Raw genomic sequence first — 19,931 nt, 5'->3', positions numbered from 1 at the left:
GAGGGATCGTTGGTCCGCCCGAGCTGACGCGCCAGTATCTCGTGCCCCTTGTCTTCGATCCAACTGCTCAGAACCGGAAGATAGTCTATGTTCTTTTGTGAGGTATTCTGTGTGTTCTGATTACCGGGCGCATGTCCTGGTGATCCCGCCAAATAAAACTCGATCGCGGGTGTGGTTTCCGTAACAGCGACAAGAATTTTGGTATTTGTACCCAGCCTCGCGTTGTGTCGCTCGACGTGTTCGGCCGCGGACTCTGCGATGTCTGCATCGACGAGGAGATAGTCGATATAGGCGAGGCGCTCAAGTACGCTCGGAACCACGGTGTTTTGGAAGAGCTCACCGGCCTCCAAGCCGGACGGCACACGGTTGCGATTCTTCACCACATACAGCTCTCCCACGTTGAGAAGGCGGTCGAGAATCGCCGAGCGGTGCATCGGATATTCCGAAAGTGTGGCTGTGGCCTGTGCTGCGATTTCCATCAGGCTAGCGAAGGGGCGTCTAACCGGCTCGCCCGTCATCCAAGTTTGCACAAGTTGTTGAAATTGATTTGCATCAGCCTTGGCTTTTGTGCGCCAGGGCTTTCCCTTTTCTTCCAGCGAAGCGGCCTGCTGAGCATAGCGACGGAGGGCGTAGCGGCCGGGTTCGGTGTTGAGCACAGAACGCACGACGTGCATAGCGTCTTCGTCGCTGTCGTTTTCTGAAGGCGTCGGCAGGAGCGAGGCGCCGCGTAGCTGTACGTGGGGATAGAGGGATGTGAGATGTTTGAGATCCTCGAAGGGCGCCATTCCGATCGTCGTGATCTGGAGGCCCTCATCCGTGATCGGTATTCCCGCATCATGCAGCACATTGGTAAGTTGTTGTCGGGCGATGCCATCGGGATCTGTTTCTTGCTGTGCCGCCGTTATGAGTTGGGTTAGGCGGTCTTGGTCGATGAATACCGAGTTGTGCATGAAAGCGGCATCTTTTAATACCTTGTCGACGAGTAGCACTCGATGCGTGGAAGACTGTGCCCCGACGATGTCGGCGAGCCGAGTGACGAGATATGGTCCGACATACTCGAGGCTGGCGTCGAAGAGGCGGCGCAATTCCTTTTTGCTTGCGCGGTCGATGGATCCGAACCTATTGCTCTCGGATCGGACAGCCTGCTCCCGCTGCCAAGCTTTGTCCCGCCCGGCAGCGATGCCGTACCACACAGTACCCAGTGCTGCTAGTGCAAGGGGGGTGGCGGTAGTAAGGGTGGCGTTATGTGAACCCTCCAGAAAACCGCTGATGCCTGTCCCCAGTACAAGGGCACCGCTCAAAGCGGCGTCTTTGGCGGCCGATGCGAAGGTGAAAGCCGGCTTCTCGAATGTTTGTTGTAAGTGGGTATAAATCCGGGCGCCAATGTTGGTGGACAACACCCCGGCACCGGCTACCGTCGGCACCATCAACATAAGTCTATCTGATGTCGAGGCCAAAACAGTCAACCCGGCGGTGCCAAACAAGGTAGCCGAGGCGAGGTGGCGGAAATCGACCTTATCGATATTACGTTTGATCCACTGCGGTGCGAGCATTGCTGCCACTCCGCCTGCAGCAAACGCTGTCGCAGCCATGCCTTGGGTGGCCGGGGCGTGGTGGCTATTGCGCACCAGGTTCGAGAAGTGGAATGTAAGATCGGCAATGGCGAAGTTGGCGAGGGAGCCGGGGATGATGTACGGACCGAGCGTCCTATCCCCGCGGAGTTCATGTATGCCTTCCCGAATGCCATCGCTGATATTGTGGAAGAACCCTTTCGTCCGTTTTTCTGGCTCTTCCAACTCTTCAGGTGTATGCGCAGAATGTGCTCTCGGCAGGAAATGTATCGCCCCCAAGCTTGACACCCATATGATCGCGTTGACGCCCATAGGGAGCCACCGCTTCTCCTTCGCGAGGAAAGGTCCCAGGAATTGACCGAGCATAGCCCCTCCGGGCAATGCCAATAGCCTACCCACAGTGGACTCTTGCCCAAGTTTCGTTGCATCTCGGATAGCTGTTTGGGCGGCATTGACGAAATATGTTGTGGCGAAAGCTTCAGCGCCCGTCGCGAACGGGAGCATGACACCGACGTAGGGTCCGTTGTCGGCAACAAGAACGGCGGCGACGGTGGCAGCGACCGAACCGCCAGCCAGCGCCCACCTCATCGCCTCTGTCGGCCCGACACTGCTGGTTACAGTCGAAGCATGCGTCGAAGCAGCCTGCGAGAGACCGCCGATGCCTAACGCTAAGCCTGCCTCCGCCGTGTTCGCTGTAACGTATAACAGTGAAGATGCTTCGGTGTTGCTACCCAGAGCGTTCGCCACGTCGGACGCATACGGTATCGCGAAGTCCCCACGTCGCAACACTTCCCATGCAGAGACATGCCCTTCGATAGCACCGTGCTGGGCCACCGGCGCCCCGTCTGGTGACTTGACGATTGGTCCGTCGCTGTCGTTGCTCGGGACGTAAAGGTGCCCGCGCCTGATAAACCTGCGGCGACTGGGCCGAGCCTCGGCCGATCCCCCTCCCCGCGTGAGATCTGGTCCGGTGTTCGGCTGAGGAGACTGCGGATCTTCATGGCGGCCAAGACCCACCTCGGAAGATTCCCCCGGAACCCATGCAGACTCGTCACCGCTGGGGTTTTTCGAAAACGAGAGCCAATTCTTGGGTAGCTCACCCCATTGGGGAACCTGGGGGTCAGGATGAAAAAGGAAATGGTGCCCGAGTTCCTCCCCCGGGGCCGGTGCCCAATGAGGAGGTGCGAAGGAACGAACGCTGGGCGTCGGATCTGGCAGGGCAGCTGATGCTGCCACGTGTGCCGGATCTATCGTGGCTTCCGTGGTCGCGCCTGCTTCGCGTTCCAGCGGCGAGTGTGACGGCTCTGGTTGGGCGGCCACGGGTACGGGTGATGTGGACTCGTGGGCTCCGTGCGGACGCGCCGTATTGGAATAGGGCGTCGTGGGCGTATTGCCCGGCTGAGAATGGCGCGTGGCCGTCCATGGCGTTGGTTTCGAGTGGACGCTCTGAGCCACCGCTGGGGGCGTGGGTGAAGCGTGATCAGGGGGCGTCACTTCGACGCTGTCACCAGCGTCGTAGCGTTCAGTGACGATTCGTGGGCCTTCGCTCTTGACCGAAAATGTCCGCCGCGGTTTGCTCACCGAATCTGGCGATTCCGAAGGATGTGGATGCTGATGGTTTGTCGGCGAACTGGGTTGCGCGACAGTCAGTTCCACGCGTGAGTGGCTAGGCAGCCATTCGGTGGCGGAGTGGTCCGACTCGACCGGTGCGAGGGGTGCGCCCAGAACCCTTGCGGCCAATGCGGTAACCGAGCCAACCACACTGTCGCCCGGCCTGTCTGTGTCTGAGGATGAATCGGCGTGGTCGACCATCGCGGCAGCCAGGCCCGATGCGCGTCCTTCGGGATTGGCGAACACCGCGGAGATTGTGCGTACACCGTCGTCGGAGGAGGTGATCCGAAGGTCGTCGGCGTACGCGTCGACCAGGGCGAGGTCAATCGTGCTCTCATCGGATACTCGGCCGCTGACCTGATACAGCGTGGCATCACCGACGGAATCGAGGTGGACCGTCGTGACGGTGAGCTGTGCTTCCGGCGCGCCACGGACTGCGTCCACCATCTGTTCGACTGCCGGGCCAACGGTGGGCTGGTCCGTGTCGACTTGTTCGGGCTGGGTGAGCTCGACCAGCTGCTGAACGCGGTCGACCCATGACGCCCACGGCTCAGCCGGGTTGAAGGACTCCTCGACTCGAGTGAGCGAACCGACACCGGTCCCTGGACGAAGAATTCGGTCAGGATTCTCATCGATGAATGTGTCGACGATCGGTTCCGTCTGGCCCTCAATGTGAACCGTCGCACTGAACATCCGGTACCCGTGCGGCCCATTGGAGTTCAGCTCGACCGTCGCTGGTCGAGTCAGACGGTCGGTACCATCCGTGGCACCCCGCAATGCGTCGCGCATCAAGGAATCGACGTCGTGATCGAGCAGCTCCGGGCCGGCCCAGTCGTGCACAGCGGTGTCAGCGATCAGACTGGCACTGCGTGCGACGTTTTCGACCGTATCGCCCGCTCGGGCATACGACACATAGTGAAGAGGCATGTGCTTCCGGACACCGCCGGTGTCGGGACGTGCCGATATCCGAACGTGGGCCCGCAGTCCCGAATCATCCTCGACATGAGCCTCGATACTCCAGTTCGTCGAGGTCGTGCGCCGCACAGTGAGATTCAGCCAGATGTCGCCGGAGGCTGCTGAGCGCGCAGCTGCCACAACCTCGTTCACCACGCTGTTGGGCAATGCGTCCTCGATGGCGTGCGGACCCGCAGCAAGCATCGCGTCGGTCAGGGCAGCGATCTGCGCGGATATATCGCCCGCGTCCTGGCCGATCTGTAATCGTGCGGTTGCTGACCAATGCTTTCCGGGAGTTTCATCCGGTACGGTAAACACCTTCATTGACGCCCGCTCGGCGGGGTCTCCGTCGAATTGCACTGAAATTTCCAGCGGATGACGGCCCGGCGCGATGTCGACTCTTCCGGCCGCCGACCCTGTGTCGAGCACACCTCGACGGATCAGTTCCGTCATGGCCGACACCAGGCCGATGCCACCAACCCCTCCCACCGCGTCACCAACCTGCGTCGCCACTCTGATGGCATTCGCGTTGCGGGGGAACGAGATCTGCTCGGCGCGCAGAACCTTCTCGGATTTCGGGAACCGCTCCATCAACCAGTCATACGCGGCGGTGACCTCCTCAGGTTCTGGCTGCTCGACGGTGAAGTCGTGGCCGGGGCCATTGCGGAGTTGACTGATCTCGTGGAGCAGTTTGTGTACTCCGGCGGTCACATCTGCCGGTGTCGCAGGTTCGCTTCCCAGTCCATAGGCGAAATAGTTCTCCAGCGTCACGTTGGCGGAGGTGACCGTGATGATCTCGAGTTCGGGCCAGTGCTTGGCGATGGTCGCGGCGAGTCGACGCATGTGAAATGGATGGCTGAAGAACTCACCGTCATCCGTGACCCTGACGTCATCGCCTAATGACTTTTTGACCAGCTCGATGTTCTGCTGGGTGTTGCGTGCGTAGGGCTCCAGCACGATCCGGTCCTCGCTCAATCCGGACTGGCTGGCCTCGACGGCGTTCTGGCTGGCTTCGTTCCGATATCCGGTGGACTGCAGCGTGCTGTCCATTCCACGCAGCGCGTTCGCGGCAACCGTGGCGGGCCCCTTGTCCCGGCTACCCACGACAACCTTGACGGACTTCCCTGAGGGTTGCGGATCGCGCGCTGGGCGCGGGTCGTCCCAACCCTGTACGTGCTTATAGAGTATGGCCAGATTAGCCATGGTCAGTTCCGGCTCGGTGAGCTGGGCTTTCCATTCGACGACGACCGCAGGTGTCTCGGCTTCGTGGCCGAGTGCTCGAATGGCTTGGCCCGCCTCAAAGGTGGCACGAGAGGCATCGCCTGGCTGAAACGGTGCGTTCCGGTGCGGCGGCGGCTCGGGAATCGTGCCATTGTTGATGGCCTTCGCGATACGTCGGCGACTTGATTGCAAGGCCTTGTGGACCTCGCCCGGCGCGAGCCCGAGTTGTGCAGCGACCTCACTGGGACGGTACCCAAGGCCAAACCGTCGGTGCAGCACTTCCTGCTGTAGCCGGGTGAGGTGTGGAATGGACCGCCAGTGGTCACCGGCATTCACCGCATCGATCACCGGATCGGTCCAGGGCAGATCCCGCGCCTCCATCCACGCGACGATGACGGGCAGAACTCGACCGAGTCGTTTTGTGATGACGTTGGCAGAAACCGCCGTTGGTGTGGTGCGCGCTCCGACCTCGGTTGTCGACAGTCCTTCCACATACCGCAGCTGTACTAACTGCTGAACTTCGGACTGCTGCAACACGCCGTAATCGCGCCAACTGGAATCAGCGCTGACCGCGTGTCTCACCCGTTCTGATGAATAGCCCAAATCGAGGGGCGAACCTACCCCGAATATTGAGTTATCCCACTCGTCCGAGTCCGTAATCGCGTCCTCGGTCGACGCCAGCGTCTGCATCCATGCGAAGATGAGTGTTCGGGCGGCGGAGAGTTGCGTGCGTGCTGAACCCCGTGGGATGCCGAGTGTTTCTGCCGCGTTTTGCGGGGTGGTTGTCCCCTCCAGGCACATTTCGACGAGTTGTTTCTGTCGCTTCGTGAGCCCGGCGATCGCCGTTTTCCATGTCGGGTGGGCAATCAGAGTTTTACGGATTTGCTGGTCGGAATATGTCCGCGGCTCGGGCGCGGTCGACGGCAGAGACTGCATCCATGCGAAGATGAGTGTTCGGGCGGCGGAGAGTTGCGTGCGTGCTGAACCCCGTGGGATGCCGAGTGTTTCTGCCGCGTTTTGCGGGGTGGTTGTCCCCTCCAGGCACATTTCGACGAGTTGTTTCTGTCGCTTCGTGAGCCCGGCGATCGCCGTTTTCCATGTCGGGTCCGCGAGCAGAGCTTCACGGATTTGCTGGTCGGAATATCGTTGCCGTTCGGGCACTCGAGCACTGACTGTCCGCCTCGCACCGGATCGTCTTGCGGCCAATACGCCAGACTGACCATCGCCGCTCCGGCCGGGACCGGGGCGGCGAGGCCGCGTGTTGCCCACCCCTGACGCCCGACCGTCGTCGGCCTCCCCGGTGTTGGAAGGGCCTGCCCAGTTCGCTTTGACGATTCGGCGGCCGGTAGGGCCTTCGGCAGAAAGGGTTCGGTGGCCGGGGTTGTGGCCGCGGGCGACATCAGGGTCCGAAGTGGGAGGAGGGGGCGAGGTGGGTGTGGCGTTCTTGGTCAAGTGCATGTCCAACACGGCCGACAGTTGCCCGAGTGTGTCGTAGTCAGAATCGAACAGATAGACATGTAGGTTCTGGGGGTGCATGCCATACGCGCGCAGCAGCTCCCAGAGTTTGTCCTGCTGCCGGGCCATGACTGTGCCCATCGGCACCACCATCACGCTGTCCGGACCGACTGCCTCGAGCACCGTGATCGCCTTGGCGAAGTCGAGTGCTTCGCATTCCCATTTGCCGTCGCGGGTGCGCAAGTCGAACTGATAATGTGACGCGTTTTCGGGATTATAGTTGACGAACGTAATACGGCTATCGTTCGGATCACGGCGAATCAAGCCGAGATCATCGAGGTTGCCCACCAAGTCGAGTGCCTTCTCCGTCATTGCACTTTCTTGGACGAGGAAAAAGTCACGCCCGTCGACGGCATTCTCGTCGAGGATGCCGAACTGCTGGAGCAAAGAAATCTGGCCAGCTTTGAAGGAGGCCCTTTCGTGCTCGGCGAACGGGCGTTTGGGATCCCGGGTTGCTCCTGTGGCGGGATTGCGGAGATTGTAATCATCCCAGAGGCAGGCGACTCGGATATCGGCACGGGGGTACCGCCTGCGCAGAATCTCGATAGTCGCGGCGCTCGCATTCAAAATATTGCGATCGGTCGGAATTAGGTTTTCCCCCGTAATAATGCCATCGGGATAGTCAACCAGATAGGGGCCGACGGTTTCGACGATGATGGGTCGCCCTTCGGCGACCGCCCTCGCGATTTCCTCCGGCTGGGCACGACCATAGATGACTCCACCCTTCTCGAGTTCGGCATCCTGGTAGGCCTCATCGAGCTCGGCCTGGTTCCTCAATGCACTGATGCTCTGATTTGCCGCCCTCATCTCGAGTGCTTCTCGCACGCTAGCGGTAATCGGGGCAATGAGTTCTCCGCGTACCGGGGAGGGGCCAAGGAAGTCCTCATGGGCATGCCGTGTTGGTGTGCCGACAAGGTCTTCGCGCTGCAAGGTCAACGTGATGCGGGTACTTCCTTCCAGCGCACCTCGCGTAATCCGAAAACCCGCCGACCGATAAAGCTCCACCGTGTCAGTGTCGTTCTCGTCGAGCCACACCAGGACTTCTTCCACGCCAGGATGCTCCCGGAACAGACGACCCAGAGCCTCGTAGAGCAACTGGCTGGGAAGGTCCTCGTCGCCATGCGATGCGCTCATCGCCAGATCGTCGACATAGGCTGTGGTGAGCATCCAGGTGACGCGACAGTATGCGGCCACCGCGCCTTCCCGCCGTGCCGCGATCTCGAAGGACTCTGATCTCACACCTGCACGTTCGGCGAGACGGGCAAGCGGTGACTGCAGCGCCGAGCGCCGCGCGGCCAGGTCTGCGGGCCACTCGTCCGTTGAACTGCTTTCGCCGATACGGTGCCCGAACTGCTCGCCGCCGATGACGATCCAGGCTCTGTGCCGCAATCCGTCCTTCTCGAGCCCCCACTTGTCCGTAACCGAGTCCAGCTCCGCGACGACCGCCGCCGGATACCGACCGGTGTCGGGCAGGCTGATGTCGCGTACCTCGAGCCCGACAGGCCCTGTTTCGGGGACCTCGATACTTACCCGACTTACCCGGGTATCGATGGCGGGACCCTGATATCTAACTTTGCCCGCCAAAGCTGAGATAGCCCGCTCCACGCTGTGTGTCGAGTCAGACCTGCCCGCCCGTTGCAGCATCGGGGCCACAAGGTCACCGCATTCGGACAAATCGACTCCGCGGTGCCAGCGCTCGGGGCCCACAACGCCCACGCCAATCGTCAACCTGTAGGGGCGAACGGTAAACAGGCCGTACGGTTGGGTGCCTGCCGGCGCCGGCTCCGCTATCGCCGAAATTTCGGCGGACGCGAAGGCTCCATTGGGCATGTGCACGGATATCGAAATCCGTCGGCCATTGTCCACTTTTGTGAAATCTTCGACCTCAATGCGTGGATTCGCCGAGCCGGGTGCTAGCAGTTCGATCAACCCACTCGCGGCAGCCTCCACACGCTGCAAGAGGTCTGTGGGCCATCCCCAATCGACCTGCTGGCGCCGTAGATCGCCTCGCCAGGGTTCGAGTGCCTCCCGTTCGGCAAGGGCGGCCGCCCTTTGTTGGGCGGCGCCTTCCTCCCGCTGTGTCAGCAGCTCCATGGCGTGCCGGTGCCACTCCGGCCTGCCCAACGCCTGCAAGGAGATTTCTAACGTCTCGAGGCGCTCCCGCAGTGCCTGCAGTTCGTCGGTCGAGTAGTCGTGGGTCCGAAGGAAATCAAAGGCCTCCGCTGGGTCAGCGGAGGTGGGCTTGCCGCCGTTCGGGTCGTCTTTTTTCGGATTTCCGCCTACCCAATTCGAATGTACCGCCCCGTCGGCATCGAGAAATACATCCGGCGGCCTCTTCATGCCCACTGTCTGAAGAAGGAGCGCCACCGCCTTCCGATCGTGGCCGTGCTGTGGCTCCCACATGTGCTCGACCAACGTCCATCGACCAATGGTCCGACCGTCGACCTCATAGGAATACGATTGTTTCTCAGTGCGGCGCGGAGCCTGGGACGGGGCAGCCGATTCCCGGACCAACACGGGTTCGGTGCGGACGCTGGGCTGGTCGCCGCGGACCAGCCGAGCCAACATGCTGTCGCTGTCGTCTTGGTACAACTGTCCCGATGCGTCGTCGGAGGGGGTGTCGTTGGTGGTGTTGTCGGGTGTTGCGGGGCTCTGCCGTCGGGAATCTTCGGGCTGTGAGTTCTGACGGGCACCTGTGGGCTGCCCCGAAGGTGGCTCGTCCGACGAGGGCGCGCCATACACCGGCTTGGTCTCGTCCGGCCTCCGGTTGTCGGCGTTGGCAGGCTCCGGGCGGGGGCTCAGTCGCTGCTCGTTGCCGGGCCCGGACTGGTAGTCGAATTCCGCTACCGACAGTCGCCCATGTTTCACCAGCTGCGCAGTGTCGCGGTCCTCGTTCAGTGCAGCCAACCACGTCTCCACTGTGTGGTAGCCACCGATCAGCGAATCCGACACTATGATCTCCCGCTGGCCTGTCACCCCGGACTCGACGGCCAGGAAGAACACCGCGTGCTGGGTGTCGGCGCCCTCGAACAACGCTGCCACGACATCTGGGCCGTCGGCATCCATCATGGTGTTCCATACGCTGTTTACGCTGCCGTCAACCGCGCACAAGCGTCGGCCGATCTGGTCCTCGAGCCACTTGACGCTGTCTCTCTCGGCATTGGACAACCCTGGCACCAGACCCAGCCGTGCCATCCGTTCCACCAGCCGCCGGATGCAGTCTCGCGAGCCGGGCCGCAACTGTCCGACCACACCACTGTCGTTGGGAGGGCGCGGCCCTTCCATCTTGCGCGCCAATTCTGCATGGTTGGCGGCAACCGTTTCAGCCCCGCAAGTCCGCAATAGTCGCGTCCAGGTAGGGGAGGTTGTTGCCTCGGCTGGATCATCGTAGATCGGTGGAGTCGTGTCTCGGACACCCATGCGCCGCAAGGCCTCGGCCTGGCGGATATGGTGATTGGAGTGCCGCATGACGACCATGTCCGGGGCTTGCTCACCATCCACCTGCTTGGCGTAATGATCTCGACTGGCTTTGATGCCGTCCACCAGTGCGAGAAGCTCGCTGGCGAAATAGCCAGTCAATCGTGTTAGGTGTTTACGACGTGGGTTCCTGTCGATATCGCCGGCGAGCAGCCGCGGTCTGATGTCCCAGACTCCGACCCAGGAGTAGGTCTTGCCTGACCGGTGCGCTAGCTCGCTACGCAGCGCGCTCTCGGCAGCGGCGCCCTCTTCTCCCCAGGTGGTCAAATCCGCTTCGATCAGGACAGAATCGGTGAGGTCGACCGACCCCACCGAGATCGCAACCGGTGACAGCGACAGCAGTCCCACGGTCAGCCCTGGGAAAAGGATCGCGAGTTGTGTTATCGCCGTTTCGATCTCTGTCAGCTGTTTGAGCAGTCTCTCCTCGGCAGGGTGGATCCGTGCGGCAGCCTTTACGCTTTTCAACCGGGCACGCTCGGACACGAGCCACCCCAGGTTGGCGCGGGACCGCCACACAGCGGGCACACCGGGGAGTTCGCCGATCCTCTCGTCCTTGATGTACTCCCAGGCGCGGCCCTGTTCGACAATCTTCTGCCACTCCTTGGCCACAGCCGCAGGCTTCCTCTTCACCAGCCGATCGACCGCTTGCACGACTGAAACGCTGGGGCGCCACCTCGACAGGTCGGGTATCGGGTCGAGAACGCCGAAGGCACCGAAGATCTCAATGCGCGGTGCTGGACCATCGGCGTCATCGGCTTCGTTGATGGAGCCGAGCGTGGCCTGCACACGCGCCGCCGTCGACAGGCCCTCAACGATGAACTCCACAAACCCGTTGGGGCTGAGCCTGTCGGGAAACGCCATAGTCGCGCCGAGGGTGCCCGCACTCAAAGTAGGGGACTTGGGGCCAGACCCCGAGGTGGTTGCGTATCTGTCCAGGATCTGACGGAGTCCGGTATCTATTTGCTCCCGCACCTCGGCGACACCCCTCGGAGAGTCGCATTCGTATCGGACGGTGAAGTCGGTGGAGTCGCTGAGTTCCCACTGCGCAGACCACTCGCCTTGTGGGTCGGTCACCCGTATCACCAAGACGTACTCATCGGCTCGGGCCTCAATGCGCGCCGTCAACACGAACTCGCCGTAAACCGAGGCGAGGATTTCCGGCACCACAGTCATGACCGCAAATGAATTTTCGCCTGCAGGCCAGTATCGACTCGTGAGTTCACCGATCACAGCGGTCATGGTTGTCTTCGTGGATTTTGCGATCGACTTGGAGTCAAGGTGCGTCCAGTCGATCCGACCTCGGAATGTGACGCTGGTCCGGTCGACGGGAAACGTCCAGTGCCCGAACCACTTGCCGTCCGGATGCGCCTCGGACCCCGCCGCGCGGATCGCCGACACCGCTAATGCCGACTGGCCGAACTGTTCCTGCATGCGGACAGTGACCGAATGGTCAGCCGAGTAGGAGCCGGGTATGTGCGGTGCAATCTCTTGGCTCGCCCACTCCACCTTTTCATTCGGCCAATGACCGGCCGCGACTGCGCCGACCATAGCCGACAGCGCCTGCACCGATGCGCCCGTCACTGTCATCCCGCGACGAGCCTCATCGGTCAGATCGGCGACGGGATGCAGTTCAGGAACGATGTCGACCATCCGCATCAGCCGGGTCCAGATCGTGGTCCCGTCGCCACTCACGAGCGGGACGCTGCCGAGCAGGGGATCCCGTATCTCGATGTCCAGCTGGGACAAAACGTCGACGATAGCGGCAACGAGGCTGTCGCCGGCCGTGCGGCGTAGCATCGCGACGGTCGCTTCTCGGCCTTCGATCATTTCCTTCGCATTGCGCCGCCGCACCGACACCATCCTTTTCAACAACGGTGCCAGTGCCCGGCCTACGGCAGCGAGGCGATTCGGCCCTACATGCAGCGGTATGGCGGCCAAGTCATGATCCCGGTAGCCGAGCGTGCTGGCCGTCGGTACACACACTCCGAGCCAGGAAACGCGCTCGCGGGGCTTGTTCGCCAGTTCATTGCTGAGTGCCAGTTCGGCCTCTCGCGCCACTGTCGCCGACGCGCTGCCCACTGTGGTGCCGATCAGGATCCGGCTGGTGAGGTCGACGAATCCCACCGAGACCACGATGGGATCCAAGGACAGCAAGCCGACCGGCAGACCGGGGAAGTAGCCTGCGAGCAGCCGCAGCGTGGATTCGATGTAGTCCGAGAGGCGCAGCGCGATCTGCTCGTCCAGACTGGTGCGGAGGCCGGCAGCTTGGCGGGCCCGCAGCTGCGCTTGCACAGCGACCAACTGCTGCATGTTGGCGTTGGACAGGTGATGCATCGTCATGTCAGGCGACGCGCCGACGGTTGGGTCCTCGGCCACTCCCGAGGCCACGTTGGGTCCGTCCGTAGGCAGGGCCGGTAGCGGGTCGACCACATCGAACGCGCCGAACCGCTCTGTGTACGTGACCGGCCCGCCGTCCGGTTCGCGATCGTCTGGTTTTTTCACTGCGGCATGTACCCGTGTGGCCGTCTGCGACGTCTCGACAGTCAACTCGGCGGAACTACCTGGGGTCATTTGTGTTTCGAGGAAGGTCGCGAGTGCGTGGAAGTTACCTGCGCTCAACGCACCGTGCCGGTCGACGACCATGCGCAACCGCGAGGTAAGAAAGTCGACCGCCTCGGCCACGGCCACGGGCGAATCACTCTCACACCGGACTACGAATCGTCCCTGGTCGGCGAACACGACCCACTGCACCCGCCAGGTCTCGTCCGGATCGGCCACCTCCAGCACCACGCCGCGGTCGCCGTGCTGGTCCTCGGTCCGCACCTCGACGGTGTAGTCACCGTCCATCGAGAACAGGATCGATCTGATGGGATGCTCGCCTGCCCAAGGCTCGCCACCGATGGGCCAGATACGAGTCCGAAGAGCGGTGGTCAACGCGTCGACGGCGTCAACCGTCGACGAAGTGGACAACTGTTTGGCCGCCAGCGGCCCACCCCGGCGCCGGACGGCGAATCGGTCCGGATCCGCGGACAGGATCCACTCCACGGTCCGCGTGAGTTCCTGGTCGGCGCCCACGAAGTCGACGGGCATCGGCGGTGACACCCTCAGCACAACGCAGCGCTCGCCCTTACGGTCCTCGGTCCGTACCGCGACATGGTGCGTGCCCTGGAATGTGCGGACAATCGTCGGAAGGGTCTGCTCGGACAGCCGCGGTGCCGATTCCTCCGGCCATTCCGAGGGCCACGTTTCCATCAGCATGAATCGCACTATGGAGAGGGCCTCGGCGGCGGACAGATCGACAGACCTGCCCTGGGCGAACAGGTCCTGGTGGTCGTTTTGTGGATTATCGTCGCCCGGGTATCTGTCCTCCCCCGGGTACCGGTGCGGCTCGATTTGCGTCCGGCTCAACATCGGGTTCTCTGCTGTGTCGTCGAACGAGTTCGCGTCGGGCGGCGATATTGGGCGCTGCTGCAGGACGGCCCCGGTGGACGAGGAAGGGTTATCTGCCGCAGTGACCACCTTGATGCCGGTGGACTTCGGGCCGACATCGCTGAGGCTATCGGGGGGAACTTCGTTGATCAGGTCGTCTGGCACTGCCGCATCGTCGTTGTGCTGTTGTGCTGCAACAGGGTTCGGCTCCACTATTTCGCTGGCCGATTGGATCCGCGGGGCGGTCTTGTTCTTCGGTGTTTCGGCCGGAATCGCGGTGGGGCCGTGGGCGGTTCGTCGGGCTGATCCTCTTGCCGGACCGGTCCGGACGTCGGCCGCCGAGGAAGCCGCCGTGCGATCCGCGTATGCGGACAAGAAGCCGGTGAGGCGATCATTGGCACGGGCGCGGAGGTTGGCGGCCTGGGTCGAACTAAGGGGGTCAGCTGGTTCTTCGAGCTGTGGCCCGTCGTCGAGGCTCTGGTCGGGGTTGGCCGCCTCCAGGGGTATTCCGTCCTGTGGGGTGGCCTCGCCGTTGGTGCGGTCAGAGGGAACCGCGCCCGCGCCGTAACTGTCATGGGAACCGGGCAGATTAGCGGCAACTGATATCGGGTCGGGAGTTGCGCCCCACTGTAGGGCTTCTGGGTCGGTCTTGAAGAGGCGGCCGACGTCGGGCTCGGTTTGTGCATTGGGGGCCCAGTGAGGAGCCGTGGCGTGGCGACCCGCAGGCTGGGCAGCACGTGCTTTGAGTCGGCGCGAGTCCGCCGGTGACGGCGAAACGGTTTGTTCGGCTGGCCGTTCTGGTCCGCTCTCCGAGGATGTGCGGGGGCTGGCCGGAATGGATTTCGGTGCAGCGACCGGAGATTGAGAGCTGGTGGGAACAGGGTTGGTGTCGGCTTTGGCGGTGGCTCGAGTAGGTGCCGCAGTGGGTCGTCGTGAGGGCTTGGCGCTGTGCGTTTTCGGCCGTACGGCGGAGGCCAGCGCAGCGCGTGACCATTCCGCCAAGCAGAACGCCGCCAGTTGCATCTCCGTTTCGGCCAGACCATCGGCCGGTATCGCTTGGCCTGGGGTCAGCATCGCCGCCAACTGGAACTGCCCCTTCTTGCTCAGCATCGGCTGCGCCCGCCGCAGCAGAGCAGGGTCGTGTTCTATTGCAGCGCTGACGATTCTGGACGCTGCTTTCTTCAGAACCGCATGCTCGATTTCTTCTTCCCGACTTGACGAAACTCCCGCGATGAAGGCCGCGTCCGATACTCGCCGCCCCAGCAGGCGCTGCCGCAAGTACCGGGCCTCGTGGGGTTCAAGCCCCACGCCGTCATCCCGTGGCTTCGACTGCACCCATGCAGCGGGTCCCACATCGACTGCGGTTAGCTTCGGCGTGGGGACACGTTGCTGTTCATCGACATTCGCCGATTGGGTTTGCGTGGGGGAGCGATGGGAGTTCGGTGTCGTATTGCCGTGCCCAGCGGGTGTCACCGCCTTTGTGCCACTACTTGCCGACGTGTCGGCGGATGCCGGAGTGCGCGAGTCCGACTGTGGTCGCTGTGTGTCGACCGCAGGCCCTGTGTGTCCCAAGAGCACAGTGGGCGTCGTTCGTGTCGGCTGCTGGCTGGGCTGCGTGGCCGGCTGTGTCGAGCCGAAGGACGAAGTGGCGGTGATCTGTACCTGTGTGGGCGAGTGGCCGCGGGTCGGGGTAGCTGTGACCGGCGAGTGTGGGCCCGGGGGAGTAATGCGGAATTTCGGCGGTGCCGCGTTCGCGTCGGTTTGGTGCGGTCCCTGCCCCGAGCCGCTGGCGGTGTCGTGCGGTGCCTGCCGGTGTGAGGCTTGGCTACCGGTGGCGTTGGCAGCGGTTTCGTGGGAGCTATGGTCAGGGGCGGAGGGCGCTGGTTCCGAGTCGATCCCGACTGAGGCGTAACCAGTCGTCTCGTGCGATGTGGGGCCGATGAAGCGTTCGCGGGCCTCGATGAATTCGGCTTCCCGGCTGCGGAATTCGGTGACTGCCCGGTCGTATTCGGATTTGGCCCGGTCGAGTTCGGCCGTGGACCGCTCGATGCGAGTGTGCAGGCGATTCAGTTCCGCTCGAGCGCGTTCGAGGTCTGCCCGCTCGTCCGTGAAGTCTGCTCGCTGCCTGATCGTCGACTGTCCCAGCGCCTGCGGCTCTGTCGCCGACAGCGCCTGGCCCCGGTGGGACTGGGCCTGCGCGGCGTTGTTGTAGGCAGATCGGGCTCGCTCGTATTCCTCGACGAGACCGTTGTGGTCAGGGACACGGGCGTTGTAGGCGGCCCGCAACCTTTCCACCTCGATGTAGGCGTCTTGGACCTGCTTGTTCGGTTCTTGCAGGGCCGTGGCCTGTTCGGCGCGTTCGCGATACTCCTCGCCGGAGCGCGGTACGTGGTGGACGGAGACACGTGCGTGGGCCGCGGGCGCGAGTTCGGTGGTGCCGCCGAAACGAGCGGATCCTGGGACACCGCCGCGGCCCGCGCGGCGGCGGAACTGCTCGAGTGCGACGTCGTCAGGGCGACCGGTGACATGGACGGCCATGCCGCCGCGTTCCCAGGAGTCTTTCGGCACGTATCCGTCGAAGCCTCGTCCGACCTCGAAGTTGCCGATGATCATTTTGTTGTGTTCGCCGGCGAGTTCGGTCATGAAAGCATGGAAACCTGCTGGACCGAGTCGAAAATGCTCTTGCGCGTCGATATACATGTACGGGATCCCGGCCTGCTCGGCCATCGCGACGAGTTGCTCGACTTCGCCGTTGCGGATAGCGCCCAGGATGACTGGGCGGCCGGCTCGGTAGTCGGCGACCGCCGCGTCGAACACCTGGTGCAGATTCGCCGTGGGAGTCTCGGCCGACTGATGATCGTTGACGTCGACCAGTACGTCCTCGTAGTAGTCCGGGGCATCGAGCGGCTTACCCCAGCCCAACTGTTCGAGCCGTTCCTTGGGGATCTGGTTCAACGTTCCAGACGCGCCTGATCCCACATCGAAACGACCGTAGTCCCGACTGAAGTACTCCTTCGAGTTGATTTGTTGTGCCTTGTCGTGTTCGGCGCGGATACGCATCTTGGGGTCGGACTTCTGCGCGATCGCCTCCAGAGCCTGGTGTATGCCGTTCTCGACCCGGCTCAATGTCGCACCGCGCTCGCCGTTTTGGGGTGCGTGTCCTTCGTCCGGCTTCCCCCCAGGCTTATTCACGTGGACCGCTTCCGCACCGGATGTACCGGCATTGCCTTCCGGCGCGTGGGTGGTGTGACTGATCAGCACTACCTGCGGATCCTTGCCGCCGGAGTTGAACCACGTGTCCTTCTCCGGGTAGTCGAAGCGCGCGGTCGCCGCGTTGTTCAACCGGTGCAATTCCTCTTCGGTAGGCATCCGGCCCAACGTGGCATGCACTTTCGCCAGACCTACTGGATTCAGCTGCGCCCCACTATGGTCAGCTTCTTCGGCAGGCACCGCACTCAACGGCCGAAAGTCTGACTCCTCCAGGACGCCGTTCGCCAGCGCTCCATCCAGGAAGTTCCGTGCTCTGATCACCTTGTCGGCCTCAGGCCCCGGGAGATTCTGGTCGTCGCCGTCGACGATCGCGTACATCTTCCCGTTTTTGTGTGTGAGCCCGAGTACCTCGCATGCCTCATCGGCCAGATACGCTCGCGCTGGCACGATGTTGCCACGCTGATCACCATGGACCAGTTCAGCATCGGTGCCGAAAAACACTGTCGGACCGTCCAACTCCGCATATGGGGCGTCCGGGTTCAACCGTGTTGCCTTGATTCCGTACTTTCCGAACGCCTTGACGAACCCCTCCATATCCCGGTCGGCGAGATATTCATGGCTGGACAATTGCACGACTGAGCCATGTTTCAACGCCATGAACGCCGCTGCCTCGCGGAACGGCAGCGTCTTACCTCCGCCAGCCCGCAGATTGACGAACCCGCCCTCACTCATATGCAACGCCATCATCAGCTGGTTCGGGCGAATGACTTGACCACTTTCGCGGCGCAGCACCTCCAAGAACGCGCCGATCTGCTCGTCTTGTCCGAACTTACCCATCAAGCGGGCCTCGAGGTTCCGGCGCGACATCGAATCCCACTGCGGCAGATCAGCATTTGGTTCGGGAGGCCATGGTCGCTGCTGCCACCATGTCGGTGGTGGTGCCTCGCTCGGCAAATGCTTGGCACTTACCCGCGACAGAAACTCTTCCCACAACACCCGCGCCCGGACCTCCACATCCGAGGCCACATCAACCGACAACAGTTCCACATGCGCGGCGACCGCATCCGCCAATCGCTCCGCCCGTTCCGCCTCTCGCTCCCACGCGCGCTCCGCGGCTTCGACCCGGGCGTCCGCTTCCGCGATCGCTTCCGGCCGTCCCGTCTCGTACAGTCGTTCTGCGCGATCCAGCGCCTGGGCTAGTTCCCCCGCTGCCGCCGCAGACCGACCCAAAGCGCGCTCTGCTGCGCGCATTTCGACCTTGGCCCGCAGCTCGCTCATCTCTGCCGATATCCGCTCGCCACGCGACTCTGCTCGTTCCACCCGTGCGTGCGCAGCCTCCACTCGCGCCTGCAATCGGGCCAGCCGCCCCGGATCACCCTCTACCGCCTGCGTACGCGCCATCGCTGCACCCTCGGTGCGCCGAGGCTCGCCCCCAGGACGGTTGGGCCTTCCGACTTCCTCGTGCGACGGTCCGGACGCCTGTCGATGCGGGCCTGTCTGACCGTGTGTCGATCGAGTGCCGTCTGCGGACGCAGAACTGCGTGGCATTCTCGACTCGTGTGCGACACCCCCGGAGTTGGTCTTCCCTGCCGTTGGGTCGGGGTGGCTCGCCGGACCCTTCATCCCTGCGCCGGAAGGACTCTCGCTGCCACTGCGCGGGTGCGGGCCTTTCTCGGCCATCGTGCCTGTCTGGCTCGAGCGGGTCCCGTTTTCTTTGACAGGCTCCAAAAACCCAGCGCCCGAACGATCCTCGGCTCCTGATTGCTCGCCACCAAAGCCTGAGCTTCGGCGCCCGCCTGCATGGACCGCAGGGAGGGGCTCCCTGGTCGCTACCTGCGCGGTGGTTCCCTGATCGATGCGGTCGGGCGTCGATATCCGCTTCGTGGGCAGCCGTTTATCGGCCAATGCGGCCACGTCGGCGACCGCGCTTCCGGTAGTGCCTGCTGTTGTGATCTCGCGGGCCGGCTTGTTCGCCTGGGCAAGCATGCTTGCCACCGAACTCGCTCGTTGGGCGCCGGAAAGCAGGTCACCGGCATTCCGGTTGGCGGTGGTGCCTGGTGCCTCGGCCTCCGGTGCCTTGTGCCCTCCGGCGAAGCCCAGCAGTGCTCCGTTGAGCGCACCGCCGAGAAGTCCCGACCAGTCCCAGTGCCCAGTGAACGCCGCCCCGGCCCCGATCATGATGGCACCCGACCCGAATCCCACCCCGAGCCGACCCAGCGCCGAGTTTTGCAGTGCTGGAACGAAATGCACCGCCGCTCTGGTGGCCAGGTGGCTGACTAATGCCGACCCGGAACCTTGTAGGAACGCCGTACCCAGCGTCTTGGGATCGAGAGGCTGACCGGACAAGAGATCGGCGGCCAGCGTGAAAGCGGTTTGCTCGGCGCCGATCCGAAACGCCCCAACCGCGGCATGACCCACGAGCGAGGCCAAAGGTCGTACCAAATCGGACATTTCGCGGATCGTCGCCTCGGCAGCAGCGTCGAACGCGACCTTTTCCTCGACGATCTGCGGCAGGGTTTCCTCGATTACCGCAGCGTCGGCGACTGGGTTCCCCAACCCCGCCATCACAGTCCATGCGGCTCGCAGGGTCATCATGATCATGGCCAGCTGGGAGGCGAACGACTCGTTGGCGAACTTGTGTGTCGCCTCGCCGATCTTGGGAGCTGCCTCCGCGATCGAATGGGAGGCCGCCGTCACCTGGTCGACGAACTGTTTGGCCTGCTCTTGCGCCACACCTTGCAACGCTTGCTGTGTCAACGCCCACTGCTGCTGGGTGTCGGCGGAAAGTTGTGCGACGTGCGCGCCGAGATTGCTCACGATTGTGCCGACATCGCTCAATGCCCCGGGTTTCTGCTCCGGGAACCGACCCGCGAGCAACGCCAACTGGAGTGGGGTCGGAATCGAGTCCATCAGCTCGACGATGTGGTCATCGTTGATCACTAG

The 19,931-nt window shown here is 63.0% G+C and carries 1 protein-coding gene; it reads right to left on the bottom strand.

Annotated elements, in window-relative coordinates; genetic code table 11:
- The coding region (locus NA5_RS05545; RefSeq protein ID WP_157110249.1) for an ElyC/SanA/YdcF family protein at positions 1-19,928 on the bottom strand (19,928 nt) is incomplete at its 3' end.
- Positions 19,929-19,931: the final 3 nt, after the last annotated feature.

The sequence above is a fragment of the Nocardia anaemiae NBRC 100462 genome (assembly GCF_001612725.1).
Lineage (GTDB): Bacteria > Actinomycetota > Actinomycetes > Mycobacteriales > Mycobacteriaceae > Nocardia > Nocardia anaemiae.
Note: the sequence above shows the minus strand (reverse complement) of the source record. Positions and strands in the feature narration are given on the sequence as shown.